The organism is Hyperthermus butylicus DSM 5456, assembly GCF_000015145.1.
In the GTDB taxonomy this organism is placed as follows: Archaea; Thermoproteota; Thermoprotei_A; order Sulfolobales; family Pyrodictiaceae; genus Hyperthermus; species Hyperthermus butylicus.
Genome location: NC_008818.1, coordinates 1,263,839 through 1,281,259, shown reverse-complemented (window position 1 = coordinate 1,281,259; position 17,421 = coordinate 1,263,839). Strand labels below are relative to the sequence as shown.

Annotated in this window: 20 protein-coding genes and 1 tRNA gene; 13 read left to right on the top strand and 8 right to left on the bottom strand. The window is 47.3% G+C overall.

Going from position 1 to position 17,421, the window contains the following annotated elements:
- Nucleotides 1-39: 39 nt before the first annotated feature.
- Nucleotides 40-591 (top strand): DUF2286 domain-containing protein, encoded by a 552-nt coding sequence (locus HBUT_RS06670; protein ID WP_011822423.1) that lies wholly within the window; start codon nt 40-42, stop codon nt 589-591.
- On the opposite strand, the gene HBUT_RS06665 is transcribed toward HBUT_RS06670, so the two are convergent.
- Nucleotides 588-3,428, bottom strand: a complete 2,841-nt coding sequence (locus HBUT_RS06665; protein ID WP_110138831.1) for a DNA-directed DNA polymerase I — start codon at nt 3,426-3,428, stop codon at nt 588-590. The two genes, HBUT_RS06670 and HBUT_RS06665, sit on opposite strands and share 4 nt — an antisense overlap.
- 291 nt (nt 3,429-3,719) lie before the next feature.
- On the opposite strand from HBUT_RS06665, the gene HBUT_RS06660 reads away from it, so the two are divergent.
- The 5 genes from HBUT_RS06660 (at nt 3,720) to HBUT_RS09270 (ending at nt 7,060) form a co-directional block, all read left to right on the top strand.
- Nucleotides 3,720-3,797: transfer RNA gene (locus HBUT_RS06660), tRNA-Arg, on the top strand.
- Between the two features lie 503 nt (nt 3,798-4,300).
- On the top strand, nt 4,301-4,735 hold the full coding sequence (locus HBUT_RS06655) for a heavy-metal-associated domain-containing protein (protein ID WP_048061531.1): 435 nt from the start codon (nt 4,301-4,303) through the stop codon (nt 4,733-4,735).
- A 409-nt stretch (nt 4,736-5,144) separates the two neighbouring features.
- Entirely contained in the window at nt 5,145-5,840 is a 696-nt protein-coding gene (locus HBUT_RS10050; protein WP_338034159.1) for a heavy metal translocating P-type ATPase, read from the top strand.
- The gene (locus tag HBUT_RS10045; RefSeq protein ID WP_267195203.1) at nt 5,776-6,774 is read left to right on the top strand and encodes a heavy metal translocating P-type ATPase; all 999 of its coding nucleotides are present in this window, start codon (nt 5,776-5,778) and stop codon (nt 6,772-6,774) included. Before HBUT_RS10050 ends, HBUT_RS10045 begins: the two co-directional genes overlap by 65 nt.
- Before the next feature lie 121 nt (nt 6,775-6,895).
- Complete coding sequence (locus HBUT_RS09270) at nt 6,896-7,060, top strand: YHS domain-containing protein (RefSeq protein WP_083756356.1); 165 nt, start codon at nt 6,896-6,898, stop codon at nt 7,058-7,060.
- Between the two features lie 116 nt (nt 7,061-7,176).
- Here the strand turns inward: HBUT_RS09270 and HBUT_RS06645 are convergent, their stop codons facing one another.
- From HBUT_RS06645 to HBUT_RS06635, 3 genes are read right to left on the bottom strand one after another with little or no spacing between them, the layout of a single operon-like run.
- Nucleotides 7,177-8,199, bottom strand: a complete 1,023-nt coding sequence (locus tag HBUT_RS06645) for a hypothetical protein (protein ID WP_153801408.1) — start codon at nt 8,197-8,199, stop codon at nt 7,177-7,179.
- Nucleotides 8,200-8,249: 50 nt separating this feature from the next.
- Nucleotides 8,250-8,585 carry a hypothetical protein gene (locus HBUT_RS06640; protein ID WP_011822420.1) on the bottom strand — a complete coding sequence of 112 codons (336 nt, stop codon included), beginning with the start codon at nt 8,583-8,585 and terminating at the stop codon, nt 8,250-8,252.
- A 49-nt stretch (nt 8,586-8,634) separates the two neighbouring features.
- On the bottom strand, nt 8,635-8,910 hold the full coding sequence (locus HBUT_RS06635) for a hypothetical protein (RefSeq protein ID WP_011822419.1): 276 nt from the start codon (nt 8,908-8,910) through the stop codon (nt 8,635-8,637).
- A 316-nt stretch (nt 8,911-9,226) separates the two neighbouring features.
- Between HBUT_RS06635 and HBUT_RS06625 the strand changes: the two genes are divergently transcribed.
- The gene (locus HBUT_RS06625) at nt 9,227-9,565 is read left to right on the top strand and encodes a hypothetical protein (protein ID WP_011822418.1); all 339 of its coding nucleotides are present in this window, start codon (nt 9,227-9,229) and stop codon (nt 9,563-9,565) included.
- Nucleotides 9,543-10,160 (top strand): MarC family protein, encoded by a 618-nt coding sequence (locus HBUT_RS06620; RefSeq protein ID WP_011822417.1) that lies wholly within the window; start codon nt 9,543-9,545, stop codon nt 10,158-10,160. The genes HBUT_RS06625 and HBUT_RS06620 overlap by 23 nt, the downstream gene beginning before the upstream one ends.
- On the opposite strand, the gene HBUT_RS06615 is transcribed toward HBUT_RS06620, so the two are convergent.
- A complete protein-coding gene (locus HBUT_RS06615; RefSeq protein WP_153801407.1) occupies nt 10,153-10,467 on the bottom strand; it encodes a hypothetical protein in 315 nt (104 codons plus the stop codon). The two genes, HBUT_RS06620 and HBUT_RS06615, sit on opposite strands and share 8 nt — an antisense overlap.
- 421 nt (nt 10,468-10,888) lie before the next feature.
- Here HBUT_RS06615 and HBUT_RS06610 point away from each other — a divergent pair, with 421 nt between their 5' ends.
- Together HBUT_RS06610 and HBUT_RS06605 are read left to right on the top strand one after the other, a co-directional pair.
- The gene (locus HBUT_RS06610) at nt 10,889-12,040 is read left to right on the top strand and encodes an AAA family ATPase (protein WP_011822415.1); all 1,152 of its coding nucleotides are present in this window, start codon (nt 10,889-10,891) and stop codon (nt 12,038-12,040) included.
- 2 nt (nt 12,041-12,042) lie between these two features.
- Nucleotides 12,043-13,362 (top strand): vWA domain-containing protein, encoded by a 1,320-nt coding sequence (locus HBUT_RS06605; protein ID WP_011822414.1) that lies wholly within the window; start codon nt 12,043-12,045, stop codon nt 13,360-13,362.
- Here HBUT_RS06605 and HBUT_RS06600 read toward each other — a convergent pair.
- Nucleotides 13,359-14,213: a TatD family hydrolase gene (locus tag HBUT_RS06600; RefSeq protein ID WP_011822413.1), complete on the bottom strand. Its 855-nt coding sequence runs from the start codon at nt 14,211-14,213 to the stop codon at nt 13,359-13,361. The genes HBUT_RS06605 and HBUT_RS06600 overlap by 4 nt on opposite strands.
- Nucleotides 14,214-14,489: 276 nt before the next feature.
- Here HBUT_RS06600 and HBUT_RS09015 point away from each other — a divergent pair, with 276 nt between their 5' ends.
- Both HBUT_RS09015 and lrs14 read left to right on the top strand, forming a co-directional pair.
- Entirely contained in the window at nt 14,490-15,002 is a 513-nt protein-coding gene (locus HBUT_RS09015) for a stage II sporulation protein M (protein ID WP_011822412.1), read from the top strand.
- A gap of 85 nt (nt 15,003-15,087) precedes the next feature.
- A complete protein-coding gene (gene lrs14 / locus HBUT_RS06590; RefSeq protein WP_011822411.1) occupies nt 15,088-15,513 on the top strand; it encodes an Lrs14 family HTH-type transcriptional regulator in 426 nt (141 codons plus the stop codon).
- 50 nt (nt 15,514-15,563) lie between these two features.
- On the opposite strand, the gene HBUT_RS06585 is transcribed toward lrs14, so the two are convergent.
- Nucleotides 15,564-15,875 carry a ribbon-helix-helix domain-containing protein gene (locus tag HBUT_RS06585; RefSeq protein ID WP_011822410.1) on the bottom strand — a complete coding sequence of 104 codons (312 nt, stop codon included), beginning with the start codon at nt 15,873-15,875 and terminating at the stop codon, nt 15,564-15,566.
- A 281-nt stretch (nt 15,876-16,156) separates the two neighbouring features.
- On the opposite strand from HBUT_RS06585, the gene HBUT_RS06580 reads away from it, so the two are divergent.
- Nucleotides 16,157-16,744: a ZPR1 zinc finger domain-containing protein gene (locus HBUT_RS06580; protein WP_011822409.1), complete on the top strand. Its 588-nt coding sequence runs from the start codon at nt 16,157-16,159 to the stop codon at nt 16,742-16,744.
- 2 nt (nt 16,745-16,746) lie between these two features.
- Here the strand turns inward: HBUT_RS06580 and hsp20 are convergent, their stop codons facing one another.
- Nucleotides 16,747-17,277 (bottom strand): archaeal heat shock protein Hsp20, encoded by a 531-nt coding sequence (gene hsp20, locus HBUT_RS06575; protein WP_011822408.1) that lies wholly within the window; start codon nt 17,275-17,277, stop codon nt 16,747-16,749.
- Nucleotides 17,278-17,421: the final 144 nt, after the last annotated feature.

Sequence of the window (17,421 nt, the reverse complement as noted above, 5' to 3'; positions counted from 1 at the left end):
AACCGGGCTTAACCCTAGAGCGGCCAGAGGGAGCAGAATATGGGCAAAGTACTAGTCATAAGGGCTGAGGAAGGAAAGATAGTAAGCTCGGACATACTTGATGGAGATTTTGCAAAAATAGCAAAAGACGTAACTGCTAGGGCCCTTACAGAATGGAATCCCGAGGAGAGCGATCTAACAGCACTAAGAACAAAACTCGAACTTCGATATCCAAAACCTCTACCACCAGAAATTGCAGATAAAATTCTTGAACTAAGCTTGAAGTATAGCCTGGAGGGGAATGATGTCATAGTAAACCTGCCAGTACTTGTTGTAAGCTTTGACAACAGATGGATAGACGAGACAACATATCTTGACAAGAAGATATACGTCATAGCACTATACCTGGATGACAACGCTAAGAAGCAACTAGAAGAGTATGCTGCAGAAGCGACAAAAGCGCCAAAGAGCGTGGAGGCCCTCACGGGAGCCGAGCAGCTCACGCTGAGCGAGGAAGAGCTTCGACGCCTTGAAGAAGGGCTAGCCGAGGTTGAGGAAGAGGAAACAACAAAGAAAACTCGACGAAAGCGAAGCAGGAGGAAAAAGAGCTAGCTATTCTTACGCAGGAACAGTTCTAGCCTTGAGGATCCTATAACCTCATCCCAACTCATATTTATTGCTGCGAGGAACTGCTCAAATACAGATTTCATAGTCTCGACATATTTGTCGACATCGACCTCTGCAAGCCTTGCAAGCTGTACGGGCTTAACACCCTCCTTGCCCTTAACCTTTACAAACGAGATGACATCACCAGGTAGAACCTGGACACCCATACGTGCTAGCTGTCTCGCCGCCTTCACGTGCTGTGGCGTATTCTTAGTATATGCGTCCAATGGCTTGTTGAGAGCCATCCTTATTGCCAGCTCGTCCAAATTGTAGTCGAGTTCTCTGAGGCCAGTATAGACCGTGCGCAGTTTCTCACGAATGTGGTTTCTAACCTTTACGAACTCCTCTGGACTGTTGACGCTACCTAATAGGTTTAGAATCTCGCTAAACTCTTTCTTGAGAAACTCTGGTGTATTACGCTTCTTAGCAACCATGCCCTTAACATCGACGCTACCATCCTCGTATGCGCCAATATAGTTCTTCTTAAGCCCGCTAAAGGTTACGAACTTGTATACCTTGTCTACCTCAAGGTCGAGGCCAAAGTTTTCCTCGACATACTTTTGCAGCTCTTCAAGTTTCTCCTCATCCGGGTTCCAGATAAACAAAGAGTCAGTATCGCCGTAGAGGACCCTAAGGCCTAGCTCGGCAGCCTTCTTAACTGTCTCCTTAATCGTATACCTACCTATCGCTGTTACACTCTCTGCAACAGGCGGCGCATAGAGCGGGAATGATGAAGCACCAAATACGCCATAGCTAGCGTTAATGTATACCTTCATTGCAGCTTGTACAGTATCATACCAAGCCCTCACATCCTCGGGCAGACTCTTATCCTTCGCCTTCTTCTTGTAGATCTTAACCCTGTAATCTCTCAACAAACCAACAATTTGCGCGGTAAGCCCCGGATTACTCATACATACCTTGTGCCCGACGTCTGGGACCTCTACTATCTTTGAGCCAGGACAGTACACCGGATTTACAGTCTCGTAGCTAAGGTTCCATTTCTTGATAATGCTTGGATATAGACTTGCGAAGTCTAGTACAACTACACGGAAGAATACGCCGCTGGGCGGATCAAGAACTATTGCGCCTTGATACTTCTTGCCCTTGATTAGAGCCTCAGACTTGACCTCGCCCTTCAACTTGATTATTTCATCCCTTGACGGTATCAAGTAGCCTCTACGCCTATGCTCCCAGTAGAGAAGGCTCTTAATCCACGCTGAAACTTGGCTTCTCGTAACATCCTCTATGGGCAGCCTAGATATACGTGCTAGCAGCACGATAAGCTTCCATACCAGGTCACGATTAAAGCTAGTGAGTTTTAGTGTTAGCTCAGCGTCACGAATATTATACCTTACGAGTTCGAGGAGCGAGAGGTCACTCACAGTAGACTCTATTTCCACCTTGTGTTCGCCTAGTAGCGCTGAAGCTATAGCATCGAGGGTAAACTCCTTGTATGCATTACCAAATGCATAGCTCTGTATAGCTTTTATGCTGAAGAACTGGTATAGGTCTATGTGAATTCCATACTTTAAACTCATATAGCTCCGTGTGGGCTTAAACGGTATAACATCCTTAGGAATTCCAAGCTTTAGGGCACGGTTGTATAGATATGGAAAGTCGAAGTTATCACCGTTAAACGTTAGCACTATGGGGTAGTTAGCTATAAGCCTAAAGGTTTCAAGTATGAGTGCGCGTTCGTCGTCGAATATCTCTATGTGAACACCTTCCTTGACACCTTCCCTCGGTTCACCACCGACAACACCTGGCCTAGCAAGGATAAACACTACTCTCAAGCCGTCATCCGACGCAAATGCAACACTGATAATAGGGTAGCTTGCAGCTGACGCATCTGGTACACGACCCTTAAATGGGGTATAGACCTCTATGTCCACAGCAAGACGCCTAGGTTTAGGCGGAGGCTGCTCGAATAGTGGGAACCAGCGAATAGCTGTCTCCACTATAGATTCATCCTCGCCACTAAATACCTTGCGGATGAACTGTTCTGCTTCCTCCGAAACATCACCTCCAACCAACTCGAGCCTTCCACTTGAAACCCGGTAGCGGAGACCTGGTGTAAGCCCAAAGTCGTAGATGTAGTTATGGTGGAACTTAATGTTAGCCTCCCATGCCCTAGGAACCTTGTCCCTAAGCTGCTTAACTACATCCGGCGTCTTAACGACTATCTTGGTTACACGCTTCTTCTGCCACCTTAACAAGTCAAACTTCTCGACAACTTCAACATGATCAAATCCTTTATGCTTAACAACTTGCGGAATCTCTTGAAGCTTATCAGGTGGTATATCGGTCAGAAAGTACGGCTTATACCCTGTAGTGTCGAAGTAGACCCCTATTCTACCAGAACGGTCATCATATAGCTTTACTGCAACAACACCCCTATCACCATCATAGTATGTCTGCAGAAGAAATCCCTCAAACCCTTCCCGCGCTTCCATAGGCTCATTCACAAGGGGAAGGATAGACAACTTCTCCAGAACCTTGGAGGCATGAATCAAGCTTTCAACGTTAGCTACAGCTTGACCCGACAGAGGCTTTCGAATGAGATCCCGCTCTGCAGCCTCTACTGCAGCTGAAACACTGCCAGATACAACATTATTACTCACATCAGCTATGTTATCACTTACACTTGTGGATAGACGTTTCTCGCTTCTCGCTCCCTCGCCAGCTCTATTAGCCTCATTCCTACTAGAACGTATTTCTGTAAGTAGCTCGCGCAGACTTTCATCAAAATATCGCTGCACAACAGAACCAGCAGACTCTAACATCCCTCCTCTACTATCCCTCCCGTCATCCACTCCGGCTCTACCTGCACCAGGAGACGAAACTTGCACACCACTATTACTCGCTGTTCTTGCACCCGCACCACCACTCCGGAGAAACGTCAGCAAATCGATACCAGCACTGCCACGCCGCTTACGCTTAGCCAAAATGACAACCCCTACTACACCAATACACTATACGTATCACCGTATAAGACCACTTGGCCAAAACCCTACCCTAACTCCAAGTGAAAAGCTTAAGAGGGAGAGGATTAATGAAATTCATTACCATGGGCTGGGCCCGTAGTCTAGCCAGGATAGGACGCCGGCCTGCGGAGCCGGTAGTCCGGGGTTCAAATCCCCGCGGGCCCGCCATCCCACACTACTAATCAATTCAGCTGACCCCAAGTTATCCACTCAAAATGAAGAGTCATCAACTCCTTCTCAACATTCCTTCAAGGATATCAATGTTGTTCTTGAAAGCCTAAGGAGGGTAGAAGGGGAAGCAAAAACGCAAGGACCAAAGAGGTCTTCCCTGATTCCTCAACAAACATCTTACGCAATGATATGTGACAGTAAAGTATGGATTATTCCAAAGGGAGGAAATGGAATGCCTTGAGAAAATATGTCCGGAGCCGCAGCGAAGATTTAAATATGACTATAACATCCAGGATCAATTAATATATTCTAAATCTAGTTTTTAGCAGAGCAGACATGTATCGCCTTCCCTTGTTTGATTAGGAACGAGCACAAATTACCAAGTAATCAATCATGTAGTACAAGTTAGCAGCCTACAACCTCCTAGCATCGTATCCGGTGCTGAAAAATATAGACACATAACACATGCTATATTCTATTATGGTGTAGGTTACACCGACATGACTGATAATCCTACCACCACGAGAAAGAACTTGAGGATCACCGTTGAAGAGCAAAGACAAGTAGCAATGAAGCTACGTGTACTCGGCATGCATTGTGCAAATTGCGTAGTAACCATTGAGAAAGCTTTGCGTAAGGTGAAAGGTGTTGGCAAAGTCTCAGTAAACTTCGCCACGGGGGAGGCCATAGTTGAATATGATCCATCAACTACAACTCTCAAGGACATAGTTAAAATTGTACGCGAGGTTGGCTACGATGTTTATCGTGAGGAGGCAGTGTTCATAGTTGAGAACCTAAGCACTCCTAGCGATGAACTCACACTGGAGAACAAATTGTCAAAGATACCGGGTGTTGTCGATGTTAGAGCTTTCCATGTCTCTAAGAAGGTTATTCGTAACCTACAATCCTCTGACAGTTACTGTGGACGAAATTAGAAAAAACATATCGAATCAATGGGCTACCGCGTGGTCAAGGTTGCAGCTGAGGAGATAAGTCTCGAGGAGGTTGAACAAAGAATAGTAGAGCGTGAAGTTGCCGAGTTAAAGCGCCTCGTACTCGTTAGTCTTCCGCCATCGATTGCTCTGGGTTTGTTGGTGTACCTCATTAAGCCCTTACTAGGACTCCCCAAGAACGTTGTGGATCTTATAGGCTTTCTCATAGCCACATTGGTGATGGCAACCGGAGGACGTAGATTCTTTACTGGTGCCATCAGATCCTTGAAAAACTTATTCAGCTGGTATGGATACTCTTGTAGCTCTCGGCAGTGGCGCCGCCTATGTTCTTAGTGTTGCATCAATGTTTGGCATCATAGAATCCGAAACATAGTTCGAGGCACCAGCTTTCATAATCTCCTTCATACTCCTGGGCAGGTTCATTGAGGCAAAGATGAAGCTGCGTACAGGTGAAGCCGTACGAAAATTGCTCGAGCTGCAGCCTCCCACAGCGAGACTTGTAAAGGATGGAGTCGAAGAGGAAGTACCATTAGACCGTATCAATGTTGGAGACCTTGTCGCTGTGAAGTCTGGTGAACGAATACCAGTTGATGGTATCGTCGAGGAAGGCCACGGCTATGTTGACGAGTCGATGGTGACCGGTGAACCCGTACCAGTGGAAAAGAAGCGAGGAGAACCCGTAATAGCCGGCACATTGCTAACAACGGGCTACCTTCGCACCCATGTAACACGCGTAGGTAATGATACAGTACTCGCTCAGATAATTCGGCTTGTAAGGCATGCACAAGCAGGCAAGCCCCCGATACAACACATCGTTGACAAAACTGCTGGTATGTTTGCATGGTTTGTCATGGGAATTGCTACAATCGTGTTCATCTACTGGTATTTCATAGCAGGACTGCCGCTCGGAAAGGCGCTTGTCTTCCTTGCTGCTGTGTTACTCGTTGCTTGTCCTTGCGCTTTTAGGCTTAGCTTCACCTCTAGCAGTTGTAACGGGAGTTGGCCATGTTGCGAGACAAGGTGTGGTAATAAGGAACATCGAGTCTATAGAGAAGGCAACCAAGTTGACGATGGTTGTCTTCGATAAGACAGGCACCCTTACCATCGGTCGCCCAGAGGTTGTGGAAATAATAACCTACAACCTTCCAAGGGATGAGGTACTAGCTTTAGCCGCAGCAGCCGAGAAGAGGAGTGAGCATCCAATAGCGAGATCCATCTTGGAGGCAGCCAGAAAGGCTGGAATCGAGCCACCAGAGCCGGAGGACTTTACAGCAATCCTTGGCCAAGGTGTTGTAGCAATAATCTCTGGTAGGACGGTAGCAGTGGGCAACGAGAAGTTGATGAAGGGTTTCGAGGTCAATATTGTACAAGCAGAAAAAGATGTGGAAAAACTTCGCGAGATGGGTTCAACTATAGTATACGTGGCAGTTGATGGCAAACTAGCTGGCATAGTGGCGGTTGCCGACAAGCCTAGACCGCACACACGCGAGGTCGTTGAAACTCTGCGTCGCATGGGGCTGCGTGTAGCTATGCTAACCGGCGATAACAAGGTAACAGCATACGCCGTAGCAAAACAGCTGGGCATCGACAACGTCATAGCTGAGGCAAATCCAGAAGATAAGGTAGATAAAATACGTGAGCTGCAGCGGCGCGGCGAGGTCGTGGCAATGATAGGTGATGGCATCAATGATGCAGCTAGCCTTGTTCAAGCAGACGTAGGCATCGCCATGGGACGAGGCACAGACATAGCTAAAGAAGCAGGCGACATAATCCTTGTACGTAATGACCTACGTGGAGTTCTAGTAGCCATACGGGCTGCCAAGGGTATCTACAAGCTAATCAAACTGAACCTCCTTTGGGCCTTCCTCTATAACGTAACCCTAATCCCAATCGCAGCAGGCGTGCTCTACACATCATATGGCATCATGCTACGGCCAGAGTTTGCAGCTGCAGCCATGGCATTGAGTTCTATATCTGTAACCCTCAACACCTTACTCCTGGGCAGAGGCTTAGTACGATAAGTAACAACGTAAGCTATAACTGAAAGTAGCACCTGGCTGGTATTAGTAAAACCCCCGTAACAATTTAAGTAGATTTGGAGCTATATGACAAGCCACGAGGTAATAGATCCTTGTTTGCGGGATGAAGGTAGACCCTCAGAGGACACCCTACAAAACAGTCTACAAGGGTAAGATATACTATTTCTGCAGCCCAATTTGTAAGAAAGAGTTTGAGAAGAATCCAGATTACTACTTGGAACATGGCCCACAAGGCATGCCAGGTCATAACCACGAACATGGTCAATAGTCGCAGCGGCTACGAATGTTGTAGCTAGGAGAGAAAAACATTGCTAGTCATACTTAAGACCAGTAGCTGCAATCGTAAAAGAAATGATACATGAAATCGTTAAAAAGTAGTGTTTATCATGCTATGTCTATAAAAGTTGCTACCTCCCTAACACCTATGACTATCGCGTCTAAACATTCATCCCCCTTTTTTAGGCATGCCTTTAACCCTCTAACGCGTAGTTTTCCGCCCTCAAAAACTAAGGGAACAAATAGCCCATCATAGATTACTATGTAGCTTCCATCATTTGTTACAGCAATTGCTGGAAAATCACCTAGTGTTTGCTGGTAAGGTTCAACATCTACTACTTTGTCGACTATAACCTTACTTGTCTCTACAATCACCCTAAGGGGTTCTAATCGTGCATTAAAGTCTGCGATTGACAGCGAGACTCTCCTTCCTTCAATACTAAGCTTCGTCCATGGTCTTAAGAGTCTCCGTACCAGTTCCACTGGTATATTACGCTCTGACGCCTCACTAACCACAACTATATCAGCAGTAGGAGGAGATCTACTCCTATACTGCATATATTCCATGAACTCTACTAGCTTTGACAGACACCTTGGCCTAGAAATGTCAACTATGAGATCCACGTCGGAGAAGCTAGTAAAGCTACCCTGGAGTAGAGAGCCCGTAGGCTTTACACAGTCGGCAAGCTCGTTAAGGAATCTATAGACCTGGCTCCAGACACCAGGTGCTATTCTTTCGGCCTCGAGTAACTCTAGGGGACTAAGTGGAGGTCTAGTTGTGCAGAGGAGAAGATCGCTATCTGAGAGCTTTACTATGGGCACATTTGTCGAGAATTGTGGCGTTTTCTCTAGCTTTGCACCCGCAAGTGCTGCTGCACCATGGATACTTCGTGGCGAGTACGTTGTAATGATTCTCTTTAGCTGCCCACTAATCACTGTCCTCCAGGGTCCTAAACCACGAATGTATTTTGGTATCGCGAGATAAGTATCACCATAAAGTCTGCGTACTATAACATACACAGTGTTATACCTAACAAACACTATATCGCCTGGGTATGCTGTCCCAGCGAGTATGACTGGTGAACACCAGCAAGGGAGACCAAGGCTCTCCGATACCATGGTACTCATCATGACTCCTACGGGGTTATTAGTATGGCAGGATGGCCATATAATCGCTTATACTATGGGATGCTTGTCTTAAGTATCTCGACAGCTTTTGTTAGCACTTGTTTACGATGCGAATCATCCTCAGCCGCCATGGCCTCAACTAGCAGACCGAAGAGCTTGTAGAGGTTTATAATCTCCTCACGAAGCTTGCCAATCTTTTCTTCCAGGTCAGAAAGCCTCGTATTCATAGTATCCATCAACACATCTATAGTATGCAATATCTCGTCCAGACCCTCAATCTCATGGTGATGGTGATGATGGTGATGATTATGGAGTTCCGATACCTCCTCAACGACCTTCTGTAGGTCCTCCTCCTTCTTTGGGAGCGTCATACGCATCCTCTTGCCCATGGCATGACCACCCTCCAACATGCACCAGGGGTAGCCCTAATCTATGCTTCTACCCTTGCTCTTCCCGCTCCTCCTCTGCGATGCCCTCTACGATAAGTCTGCTTAGGTTTGACGCGTACTGGAGATACATTACCACCTTCTTTAATCCCCTTGAATCAATACACTTAGTTACATATGTTCTTCCATCAACTAACTCTGCAACTATTCTTCCCATGCCAGGATGTTCACAGTCCTCAACCTTGAACTGCTTAATCATGCCAGTAGATGCTAACCCCTCAAGGTGCGCTACATGTATAGACTCACGCTGTGAATAATAGTCAACCACTACTCCCGCCCCCATACAGCTATGGGTTCTCCTTAACACATGTTTAATAATGGTAGCGCTAGCTCGTTCCACAGCGTAGAAGCAAAAAGAGTAGCGATACAATCGTAAGAACAACAGCCCCAGCATTCACAATATATACTAGTCTCAGCCGGCTACCATACACCCTTTTTAGCACGATATAATGTAAGGCTAGTAGTACAGCAGTTATGATAGGTACTAGCAGCAATGCACACTCGTACATTGACCCCTAGCACCGGAGACGTTAGGTATAATCGGGTAGCTAATCTCCGCTACTTACCCCCCGGTGCAAAATCTCTTGGAGATGGCTGAACTTAGCCGACGCATTGCTAGCGCCTTTAAACAGCTTGGCGGTTTCATATACCAACGCGACTTAGACCCACCGGAACTCGTTGCCAGGATTATTAGAGAGTCCGGTGTAGGCCTCGTAGTATTGAATACTGTTGTCGACACCAGGCTCGGAATCTATGTCCTAACGGTCAATGATAGGGGCTGTAGGTCGGAGTGCAGTTATAGTAGTGGCTGCGATCTGGACGACCGGCAATGTATTGAAAACTGTGTTGAGGAGTGCAGAAAAAAGCTTATAGAAAGGATTGTGGAGGCACTGGAGCGCTATGCAGCCAAGCGGCGGGGCTAACACTGAAACACTAGTACAGTCTATAGTCCTCCTATTCATAGCAATAGACCCTATCGGCAACGCACCGCTATTCTATAGTCTAACAGCCAGGCTTGACGCCAGGCTAAGGGTGCGAATAGTTAAGCAGAGCTGCATAGTAGCTACCAGCATATTGTTCGTATTTGCCCTCACAGGAAATACCGCTCTAAGCTATTTCGGGCTCACGTTAGCAGACTTCCGCATAGCTGGCGGCATCGTACTCCTCATCTACGGTATAGCTGGAATCCTTGGCTGGACAGAAGCCGAAATGATAAGGCACCCGGAAGAGGTTGAGTCAATAGCAATAGTGCCGCTTGCAACACCGTTGCTAGCAGGTCCAGCTGCTATAGCAACTGTTCTCTACGTAAGGGCCGTGCATGGGCTAACATATGCTCTGGCGAGCGTAACTGTAAATACTGCTATAACATTCCTGATGCTCTATCACAGCCAGAAGCTAATGAACTTATTAGGGAAAAATGGAGCGATAGCACTGTCGAAGATAATGGCTATGCTTCTAGCAGCAATAGCTGTGGCAATGATTAGAACTGGCATACAAGACATACTGGCAACTACATAGTGCCACTGCTAGCCTCTGCCGCCAACGGTACACGGTACAGTTTGTCGCCAACCCTAACGATTACATTCAACTCCTCGATGTTCTCAACTGTTCCAAAGTATACTTCAAACCTAGAACCTGGGTCAAGAACACTATCAACCCCAATCCTTTCGGTTATCTCCCTCCTTGCAGGGCGTTCCTCGATCACGCCATCCCTGCCTCCTCGAACGTTTACGACGACATAGTACTTGACCTCGATCGCCTCTAAAACTATACGTTCATCACATTTGTTCTCGACAACTATGCTTTGAGCTTCAAGCCTACCCAAGAGGCACTCTCCTAGCTTTTCAACATCCATACACTCCCATCCCCGCCGGAGTTGTAGAAGGATTCAGCCCCGGTGGAGGCACAACATCCCCCGTGGCTGCGGGGTATGCGACGTGCAATTATCATCACTCAAACTCCATGCTTTACCGGTGTAGTTGCAGCCCTAATATGCCTCCACCCTCTATACAACAGATTAGAGCGGTGGATGAGGATAAACCCCGTCTCTTGACGCGACATAGCGGATGAAGAGTGCACCGGTTACCGACACGCCAATAGAGTTGCTAGAGGGGTCAGTAGAGCAACTCCTCATCACTCGTTATCAGCTGAAAACCGGGCTCAGCACACCCCACAACGCTATACATGGAACGCTAGATATATCCCCTTTAGCTAGCTTAGAGGTATAGATATGGGCAGCGGTAATAATGCAGGCTAGTGAAGCTGTTAAAGAGCTGCTAGATAAGGCTAAGAAGTTCTACAACATGCTAATAGAGCCATTTGTAGGCAGGGAGGAGGAGGGCAAGGCAATAACACTAGCCATCATAGCCCGCGAGCATGCACTGCTTGTAGGAGAGCCTGGCACGGCAAAGTCTGCACTTGCCCGTAGAGCTGCCGAGCTCATAAATGCAAAGTTCTTTAAGTACTTGCTCACAAAGTATACTGAGCCAAGCGAACTCTTCGGGCCTCTTGACCTTAACGCGTTACGCGAGGGCCGCTACGTGAGGATAACTAAGGGCAAGATGCCGGAGGCTGAGATAGTCTTTCTCGACGAGGTATTCAATGCAAACTCTGCCGTGCTAAACGCGCTGCTCAGCATAATGCAGGAGCGTATTTGGTACGACGGTTATACGGAGGTTAGGGTTCCACTATGGAGCCTTATTGGTGCAACGAACAGGGTGCCGGAGGAGCCTGAACTAGAAGCTATCTACGATCGCTTTCTCCTCCGCCAGTATGCGAAACCACTTCCAGAAAACAAGTGGAGCGAGTTACTCGAGGCTGGCTGGATGATAGAGGCTGGAAAAGTTTCACCAGCTAGGCCGGTACTAGACATAGATTCACTGCAGCAGCTCCACAAACTCATATTTAGTGTTGACCTTTCAGCTATCAAGCCAAAGCTCCTAAGACTCTTCGCGGTATTCGAAGAGAGGGGCATACATCTCACAGATAGGCGTAAGGCCAAATCGCTGAAGATTATAGCTGCTAATGCGCTGCTTGAGGGTAGGCTCAGAGCTAAGGAGAGGGATCTAATAGTACTCAAGTACATAGCGCCGAGAGACATCGAGGACTTCGACAAGGTATCTATCATACTGTCAGAGGAACTCAAAATGCCAGAAAGGTATCTCAAGGAGCTATCTGATATACGTGCAAATGTACGCGAGGCCGCTAGGCTAGTAGAGACGATGAGAAGCTACGACCCAAGGCTAGTGGATCTCTTTCGCAGCCTCAAAATAGCTAAAACCAGGATCATAAACATTCTACGCGAAGCAGATGACCAGCGTGTACGTGCACTAGCAAACGATACTCTCAGAGAGATTGACGATGTCCTCGAGAAGATATCGTATAAGCTGGGGATGTAACTATGAGCTTTATACGTGGCATCAACTATGAGGACCCACCCATAAGGTATCGCGGTGAAAGAATAATAGGTTTATTGAAGAAACTTGCACCCGAGGCGTTCAACTCAGAGACGGTCTCTAAATACCTAGACGTAGACCTCGCAATAAGCGTTTACTATATGTTGTTCCTACCCTTCCCTGTGCTCCAAATGCCTGATGCAAGAGACGAAAAACAAACCATACAGTACCTGGTGCTCTCAAGCATGCTTGAAGCGCCACAGCTGCGAGACGTGCGCCGACACACTATAGCCGACTCTACAACCAGCATGGTTGCATCCGCTATTTTTCTCGAAGCATTACTAAAAGAGTTGAATAAGCTTCCAAGACCACAGGGAGGCGAAACCAGGTCAAAGAGCGCAGCCGACGCCGAGCAAGGACTCAATGCCGAAAATATACGTGAGAGTGTACGGAAAGCTCTTGAAACAGCCAGGGACGTCGCACAGCAGGCCAAGGAGCTAACCAATCTCGCTATGAGGTTTACAGCTGGTAACGCATCAATGCTGAGCCTCGATGATGTCATCCAGGATGTAATAAACTTAGCACGCAACACAGATGTGAAGGTACTGCTAGAGGCACTAAAGACTATTGAGAGCACAGAGGCCTACATAAGGACGCGGAAAATTCGTAGCCCACGCGGCGAACTCGATGGCTACGAGCTTGGCAGCGATATAGAGCGGGTTGTTGCTAGTGAGCTAGCTCTTCCTACAGATTTATTCTTGCTAAAATTTGCTGAGAGGAATCTGCTACTCTACAAGAAAGTTGTAAGCGAGGAGTATGGGAAGTTCTATGTGCTATTGGACAAGAGCGGGAGCATGATGGGCATGAAAATTATATGGGCTAAAGCTGTAGCACTAGCCCTAGCTCAGAGAGCAATTAGGGAGAAACGCGAGTTTTACATAAGATTCTTCGATAGCATACCATACCCTCCGTTATATATACCGAAACGTGTCCATGGAAGGGATGTAGTAAAGCTGCTTGAGTATGTAGCGAGGATAAGAGCTAACGGTGGAACCGACATTACAAGAGCTATACTAACCGCGGTAGATGATATAGCTACGAAGCTTCAGAGATCAAAGGTTTCAGACATCATACTCATAACGGATGGCGAGGACAAGATAGCAATTGATACCATTAGGAGAAGCCTTAACAAGGTAAACGCTAGGCTCCATACCGTGATGATTAGTGGCAACAACCCGGACCTAAGGGCTATCTCCGACAGCTATATGGTTGCCACTAAGCTTGACCGCGAGGAAGCGCTACGGGTAATAATGCTTGGAAGCTAGGGAGGTTCAACACGGTAAAACTCAACTATATTGTCTATATTCACCTTTACGAGTAGTTCCTCGTCTACTTCCCCCCTTTCCAGTAGCTCTCCCTGAAACCTAACCATATCCCACGGACACACTGATACACACGGTCTATGAGGATCATCAATATAGTCTGACTCAACCATGAATCCTGGGCTAAGCTCGCTAAACGCCCTCCTTAATGCTTCAAGCTTACCGGGTATAGTAGCTGTGTATCCCAGCATAGTAGCTTCTCTCGCGACACGTACAGACGCATGATGGAACAATATTCTTCTCCTATCAATCTTTACAAGCCTAACGATTCTATCAACGGTTCTTGCCGTAGCAGGTCCTGCGTTCTCTAGGTGTAGGTGCACTATACAGTCGTTATCCCTTGCAATCTCAAGTGCCCTAATCATGATGGTCTCAGCTATCGCGAAGCGCTCAGGAGAGGTCTTGTAGTGCTGCCTTCCAATCTCCCCTATCCCCTGCAAGACGCCTTTCCTGCATAGCTCCTCCTCGAGCCTAAGCACGGCCTCAGCAAGTTCAAGCACTTGTTCCGGTGTTAACCCACGCGATACAAGCTTATCTACTTCGGCTGGATGAAAACCTGCCAGGCATACAACACGCAACCCAGTTGAACGCAGCTTTTCACACTCCGAGAGAAACACCTTCAGCGCCTTCTCATAGTACTCCAGCGACGGTTTAAACTCGTCAAGGTAGTGCCAAGGAGGCAACATTACTAGGGCTGCAAACCATCCACCAGCACTCCTAAACCTCTTGCCAACCTCTAGAGCTCCAAGGCCTTGAGGGCTTGTATGCATATGTGCATCAGCGTAGAGTACCATGACCACGTCCCCCAGGAAGGCTCAGCTAAGGACCACTCATTCATCCCCCGGCTCTACCAGAGCTATTAGCCTTACATGCACCCGGGGCTCTATGGTAGGGGCGTCATCACAGCCCTGTACCACCCTATTGTGGAGTCAGGCCTCACACGGCTCCACATTGTTTAGGAGAGTGTTCGGTCCGGAGTCGCTCATCACTCTCCACATAGTTTTAGAGCTAGTCGTCTACCCACATATTTCTACCCACTCCAGGCTTCAAACATAGCACTAGGGAAAGCCATGCGCCAAGGACTTGGTGCATCAATGCTGGTAGCAGCTGCTATATACATTACCGGCTTTGCCATGGGTCTCTTAGCTCCCTCGCACAGCGTGGTCGAGACTGCTGTCAAGAGTGTTGAACCTATAGCCGTACTTGACGAGTGGTCCAAGTTTATAGTGATTGCTTCACATAACTTTGCCTTAATGGCAAGAATTATCGTGTTTTCAGCTGCATACATACCGGGCCTTCTGATACTCGGATTTAATGGCTACATACTCGGTTCACTGACTAGCCTCTGGCTCTCAACTGGACGGAGACTTAGCGAGCTACTGTTACTTGTTGCACCACACGGTGTAATTGAGATATCAGTATTCGTATATGCTGCCGCTGTAGGCATGAGGCTACCCCTTACTGCTCGAAGAAGCTTATGGGATGCTTTAGCTGATGCATTAACAGCAATGGGTAAGGCTGCAGCATTACTTGTAGCTGCTGCATTCATAGAGGTTTTTATTACACCTAGACTAGCGGTTTAGGCTAAGCATATAGTTCAAGAGAACAATTTCAATGTAAATAAATATAGTGGGGATACCTTTTACACTAACTTATGGTGAGGCGCGAGTGGAGGGGCTACATGCGGAGGCTGCACTCCGCTATAAGCTTAAACTACCTACCGGCAAGGAAACAGTTGTTGTTGAGGGGTTGAGGTTCTGCTACGACCTAAGTGAGACTGATGCAATGATTCTCTTTGAGCTGCTAAAGGGTGGAGAGTATTCTGTCGACGACCTTACACAAATATTGAAGCTTAGTAAGGCAACAGTCAATAGGAGTTTATCAAAACTGGTAGAGATAGGCTTTGTGTCGCGTACAAGAGAAAAGAAGGCAGGCGTTGGCAGGCCAAGGTACAAGTACTACATTGACGACCCTGAAGCTGTACTGCTGAGGATTATCCAGGACTTCGAGAATTGTTCGCGAGCATTTAGCGAGGCACTTAGAGATATTCTAAAGATGATTAAGAGCCATCAAGAGAAGAGGAAGACGGAATAGGAGGAAAGAACATAGCTGTAAATCAGAACCAGGGACTAATAAGCCGATTTCTATACAACACCTTCCTCTTCAACAAATTCTTCTTCCTCAACTTCCTCTGCACCAGCCTCACCATTAGCTAAAACCCTTCCCATGTTGTCTCCGCGTATTGCTGCACTTGTGGCAGCACGTCGGGCCTGTACAACCTGCATGTAGTAGAGGATTGCTTCACGAATGAACTCGCTTCTGCTTGTATAACCTAGGGCGCGCCAGGTACGGTCAAGCTCCTCTATTATTTCGACCTCCAGCTTGACGCTAACCACTTTCTTGGGCGATGGTACGACGACGTCAATTATCTGCGTATCGCTAGGCTGTCTAGCCATAACTCCCACACCGTTGCTTAGCGCCTATATGGAACTTGTATAGCCATTGCTATATCAATGCTGCCCAGCAATTACGCTCTACGTGCTGCACACATGCCCTAACAGCCCACTAGCTAAGCCTTAATTAAGCAGGCCCCGTAGTACGGAACAGAGGGTAGTAAACCTTTCACAAAAATAGCTGATAAGGCCTAAAGACTAAAGTAAAGGTTTGAAGATAGTGATGCACATCGATATTTAATGGGAGCAAGTTGTGTCTTCACATAATGCCACGAGGAGGGACAATGACCCGTCCCGAGAAGCAACACAGGGAGAAACTCGTAAAAATTAATGAACTCGTTGTCGAGTGCCCAGTTTGCAGCCGTAAGACTCTTAGGATAGAGGACTACCTATATGATATGCCTCTTGTAGGCAAGGTGTTACTAACCAGCGCCAAGTGCAACAGTTGCGGTTATAGATTTACAGATGTACGCCTAGCTGAAGCGCATGGACCACGCAAGATAGTATACCGTGTTGAAAAGCCTGAGGACTTGAATGTAATAGTCGTAAAGGCTTCGTCAGCCTCTATAGTAGTACCCGAACTAGACCTCAAGATGATGCCTGGGCCCGCAGCAACGGGATTTATAACAACCGTTGAGGGTGTATTTGATAGGTTCCTTGAGGCTCTTGAAGCTGCTTGCTCCTCGCCCGATGCTGATCGAGAAGCTTGCAAGAGGGCCCGCAAACTTATACTGGATGCAAAAGAGGGTAGAGTGAAGTTTACGCTGGTAATAGTGGATCCGGAAGGGATTAGTGCTATAGTCTCCGAGAAGGCTAGGGTCGAACCTGTTAAAAGAGAGGAGCTAGAGGAGCTAGGCTATATAGTTGCTTAGTGCTATTCGACCTTGACCCTTATTCCGCCTTCCTCCTTTTCTTCCTCGGGCTTTTCTTTCTCGATCGTTACCTCAAGTACGCCATTCTTGTACTTTGCCTTTGCAGTCTCTGGCTTAATGTTTGGAGGTAGTTCTATCTCCTTGTAGTACTTACGTTCCCTATCCTCAGCCCTTATTATCAGCTTGCCGTCCTTAATGCGTATGTCTATCTTGTCCTTCTCAACACCTGGTATCTCAGCAATAACTACTACCTTATCCTTCTCATCTATTACCTCTACGAGGGGCTCTACAGCCTCTTCGATTATTGCTCGGCGACCGCGCCTCTTAACATTACCAAACTCCTCGATTATTGGTCTGCCATCTGGCCCTATTGTTATCCGTACACCGTAGACTATGGGGCCCTTAAACTCGCCACGCGGCATTCTAGTCTCGAATCCCCCTAGCATCGCCTCAGCAAGTCGCTCCATTTCTCTAATCATTTCCTCTATCTCGTCGAATATGTCGCTAAATCTACGCCTCCATATGAAGGACATATCCCACACCCCCAGTCCTTAAGCTAGGTTTACTCTGGCACCCCTATTAGTACTAGTCCCGACACCTAGCTACACCAGGCTCGACGGAATCGTAGCCTCCAACGTTTGGGGGTAAGGTTAAATGCCGGTTGATGAGGGGAAGTT

Bases quoted from the DNA above. Each gene is read 5' to 3' on its own strand.
- HBUT_RS06645 (WP_153801408.1), bottom strand. From the start codon at position 8,199: ATGATGAGTACCATGGTATCGGAGAGCCTTGGTCTCCCTTGCTGGTGT.
- HBUT_RS06620 (WP_011822417.1), top strand. From the start codon at position 9,543: ATGCAGCCAAGCGGCGGGGCTAACACTGAAACACTAGTACAGTCTATA.
- HBUT_RS06640 (WP_011822420.1), bottom strand. From the start codon at position 8,585: ATGGGCAAGAGGATGCGTATGACGCTCCCAAAGAAGGAGGAGGACCTA.
- HBUT_RS06605 (WP_011822414.1), top strand. From the start codon at position 12,043: ATGAGCTTTATACGTGGCATCAACTATGAGGACCCACCCATAAGGTAT.
- HBUT_RS06655 (WP_048061531.1), top strand. From the start codon at position 4,301: ATGACTGATAATCCTACCACCACGAGAAAGAACTTGAGGATCACCGTT.
- HBUT_RS06665 (WP_110138831.1), bottom strand. From the start codon at position 3,428: ATGTTAGAGTCTGCTGGTTCTGTTGTGCAGCGATATTTTGATGAAAGT.
- HBUT_RS06580 (WP_011822409.1), top strand. From the start codon at position 16,157: ATGACCCGTCCCGAGAAGCAACACAGGGAGAAACTCGTAAAAATTAAT.
- HBUT_RS09270 (WP_083756356.1), top strand. From the start codon at position 6,896: ATGAAGGTAGACCCTCAGAGGACACCCTACAAAACAGTCTACAAGGGT.
- HBUT_RS06610 (WP_011822415.1), top strand. From the start codon at position 10,889: ATGCAGGCTAGTGAAGCTGTTAAAGAGCTGCTAGATAAGGCTAAGAAG.
- HBUT_RS06585 (WP_011822410.1), bottom strand. From the start codon at position 15,875: ATGGCTAGACAGCCTAGCGATACGCAGATAATTGACGTCGTCGTACCA.
- HBUT_RS09015 (WP_011822412.1), top strand. From the start codon at position 14,490: ATGCGCCAAGGACTTGGTGCATCAATGCTGGTAGCAGCTGCTATATAC.
- HBUT_RS06600 (WP_011822413.1), bottom strand. From the start codon at position 14,213: ATGGTACTCTACGCTGATGCACATATGCATACAAGCCCTCAAGGCCTT.
- hsp20 (WP_011822408.1), bottom strand. From the start codon at position 17,277: ATGTCCTTCATATGGAGGCGTAGATTTAGCGACATATTCGACGAGATA.
- HBUT_RS06670 (WP_011822423.1), top strand. From the start codon at position 40: ATGGGCAAAGTACTAGTCATAAGGGCTGAGGAAGGAAAGATAGTAAGC.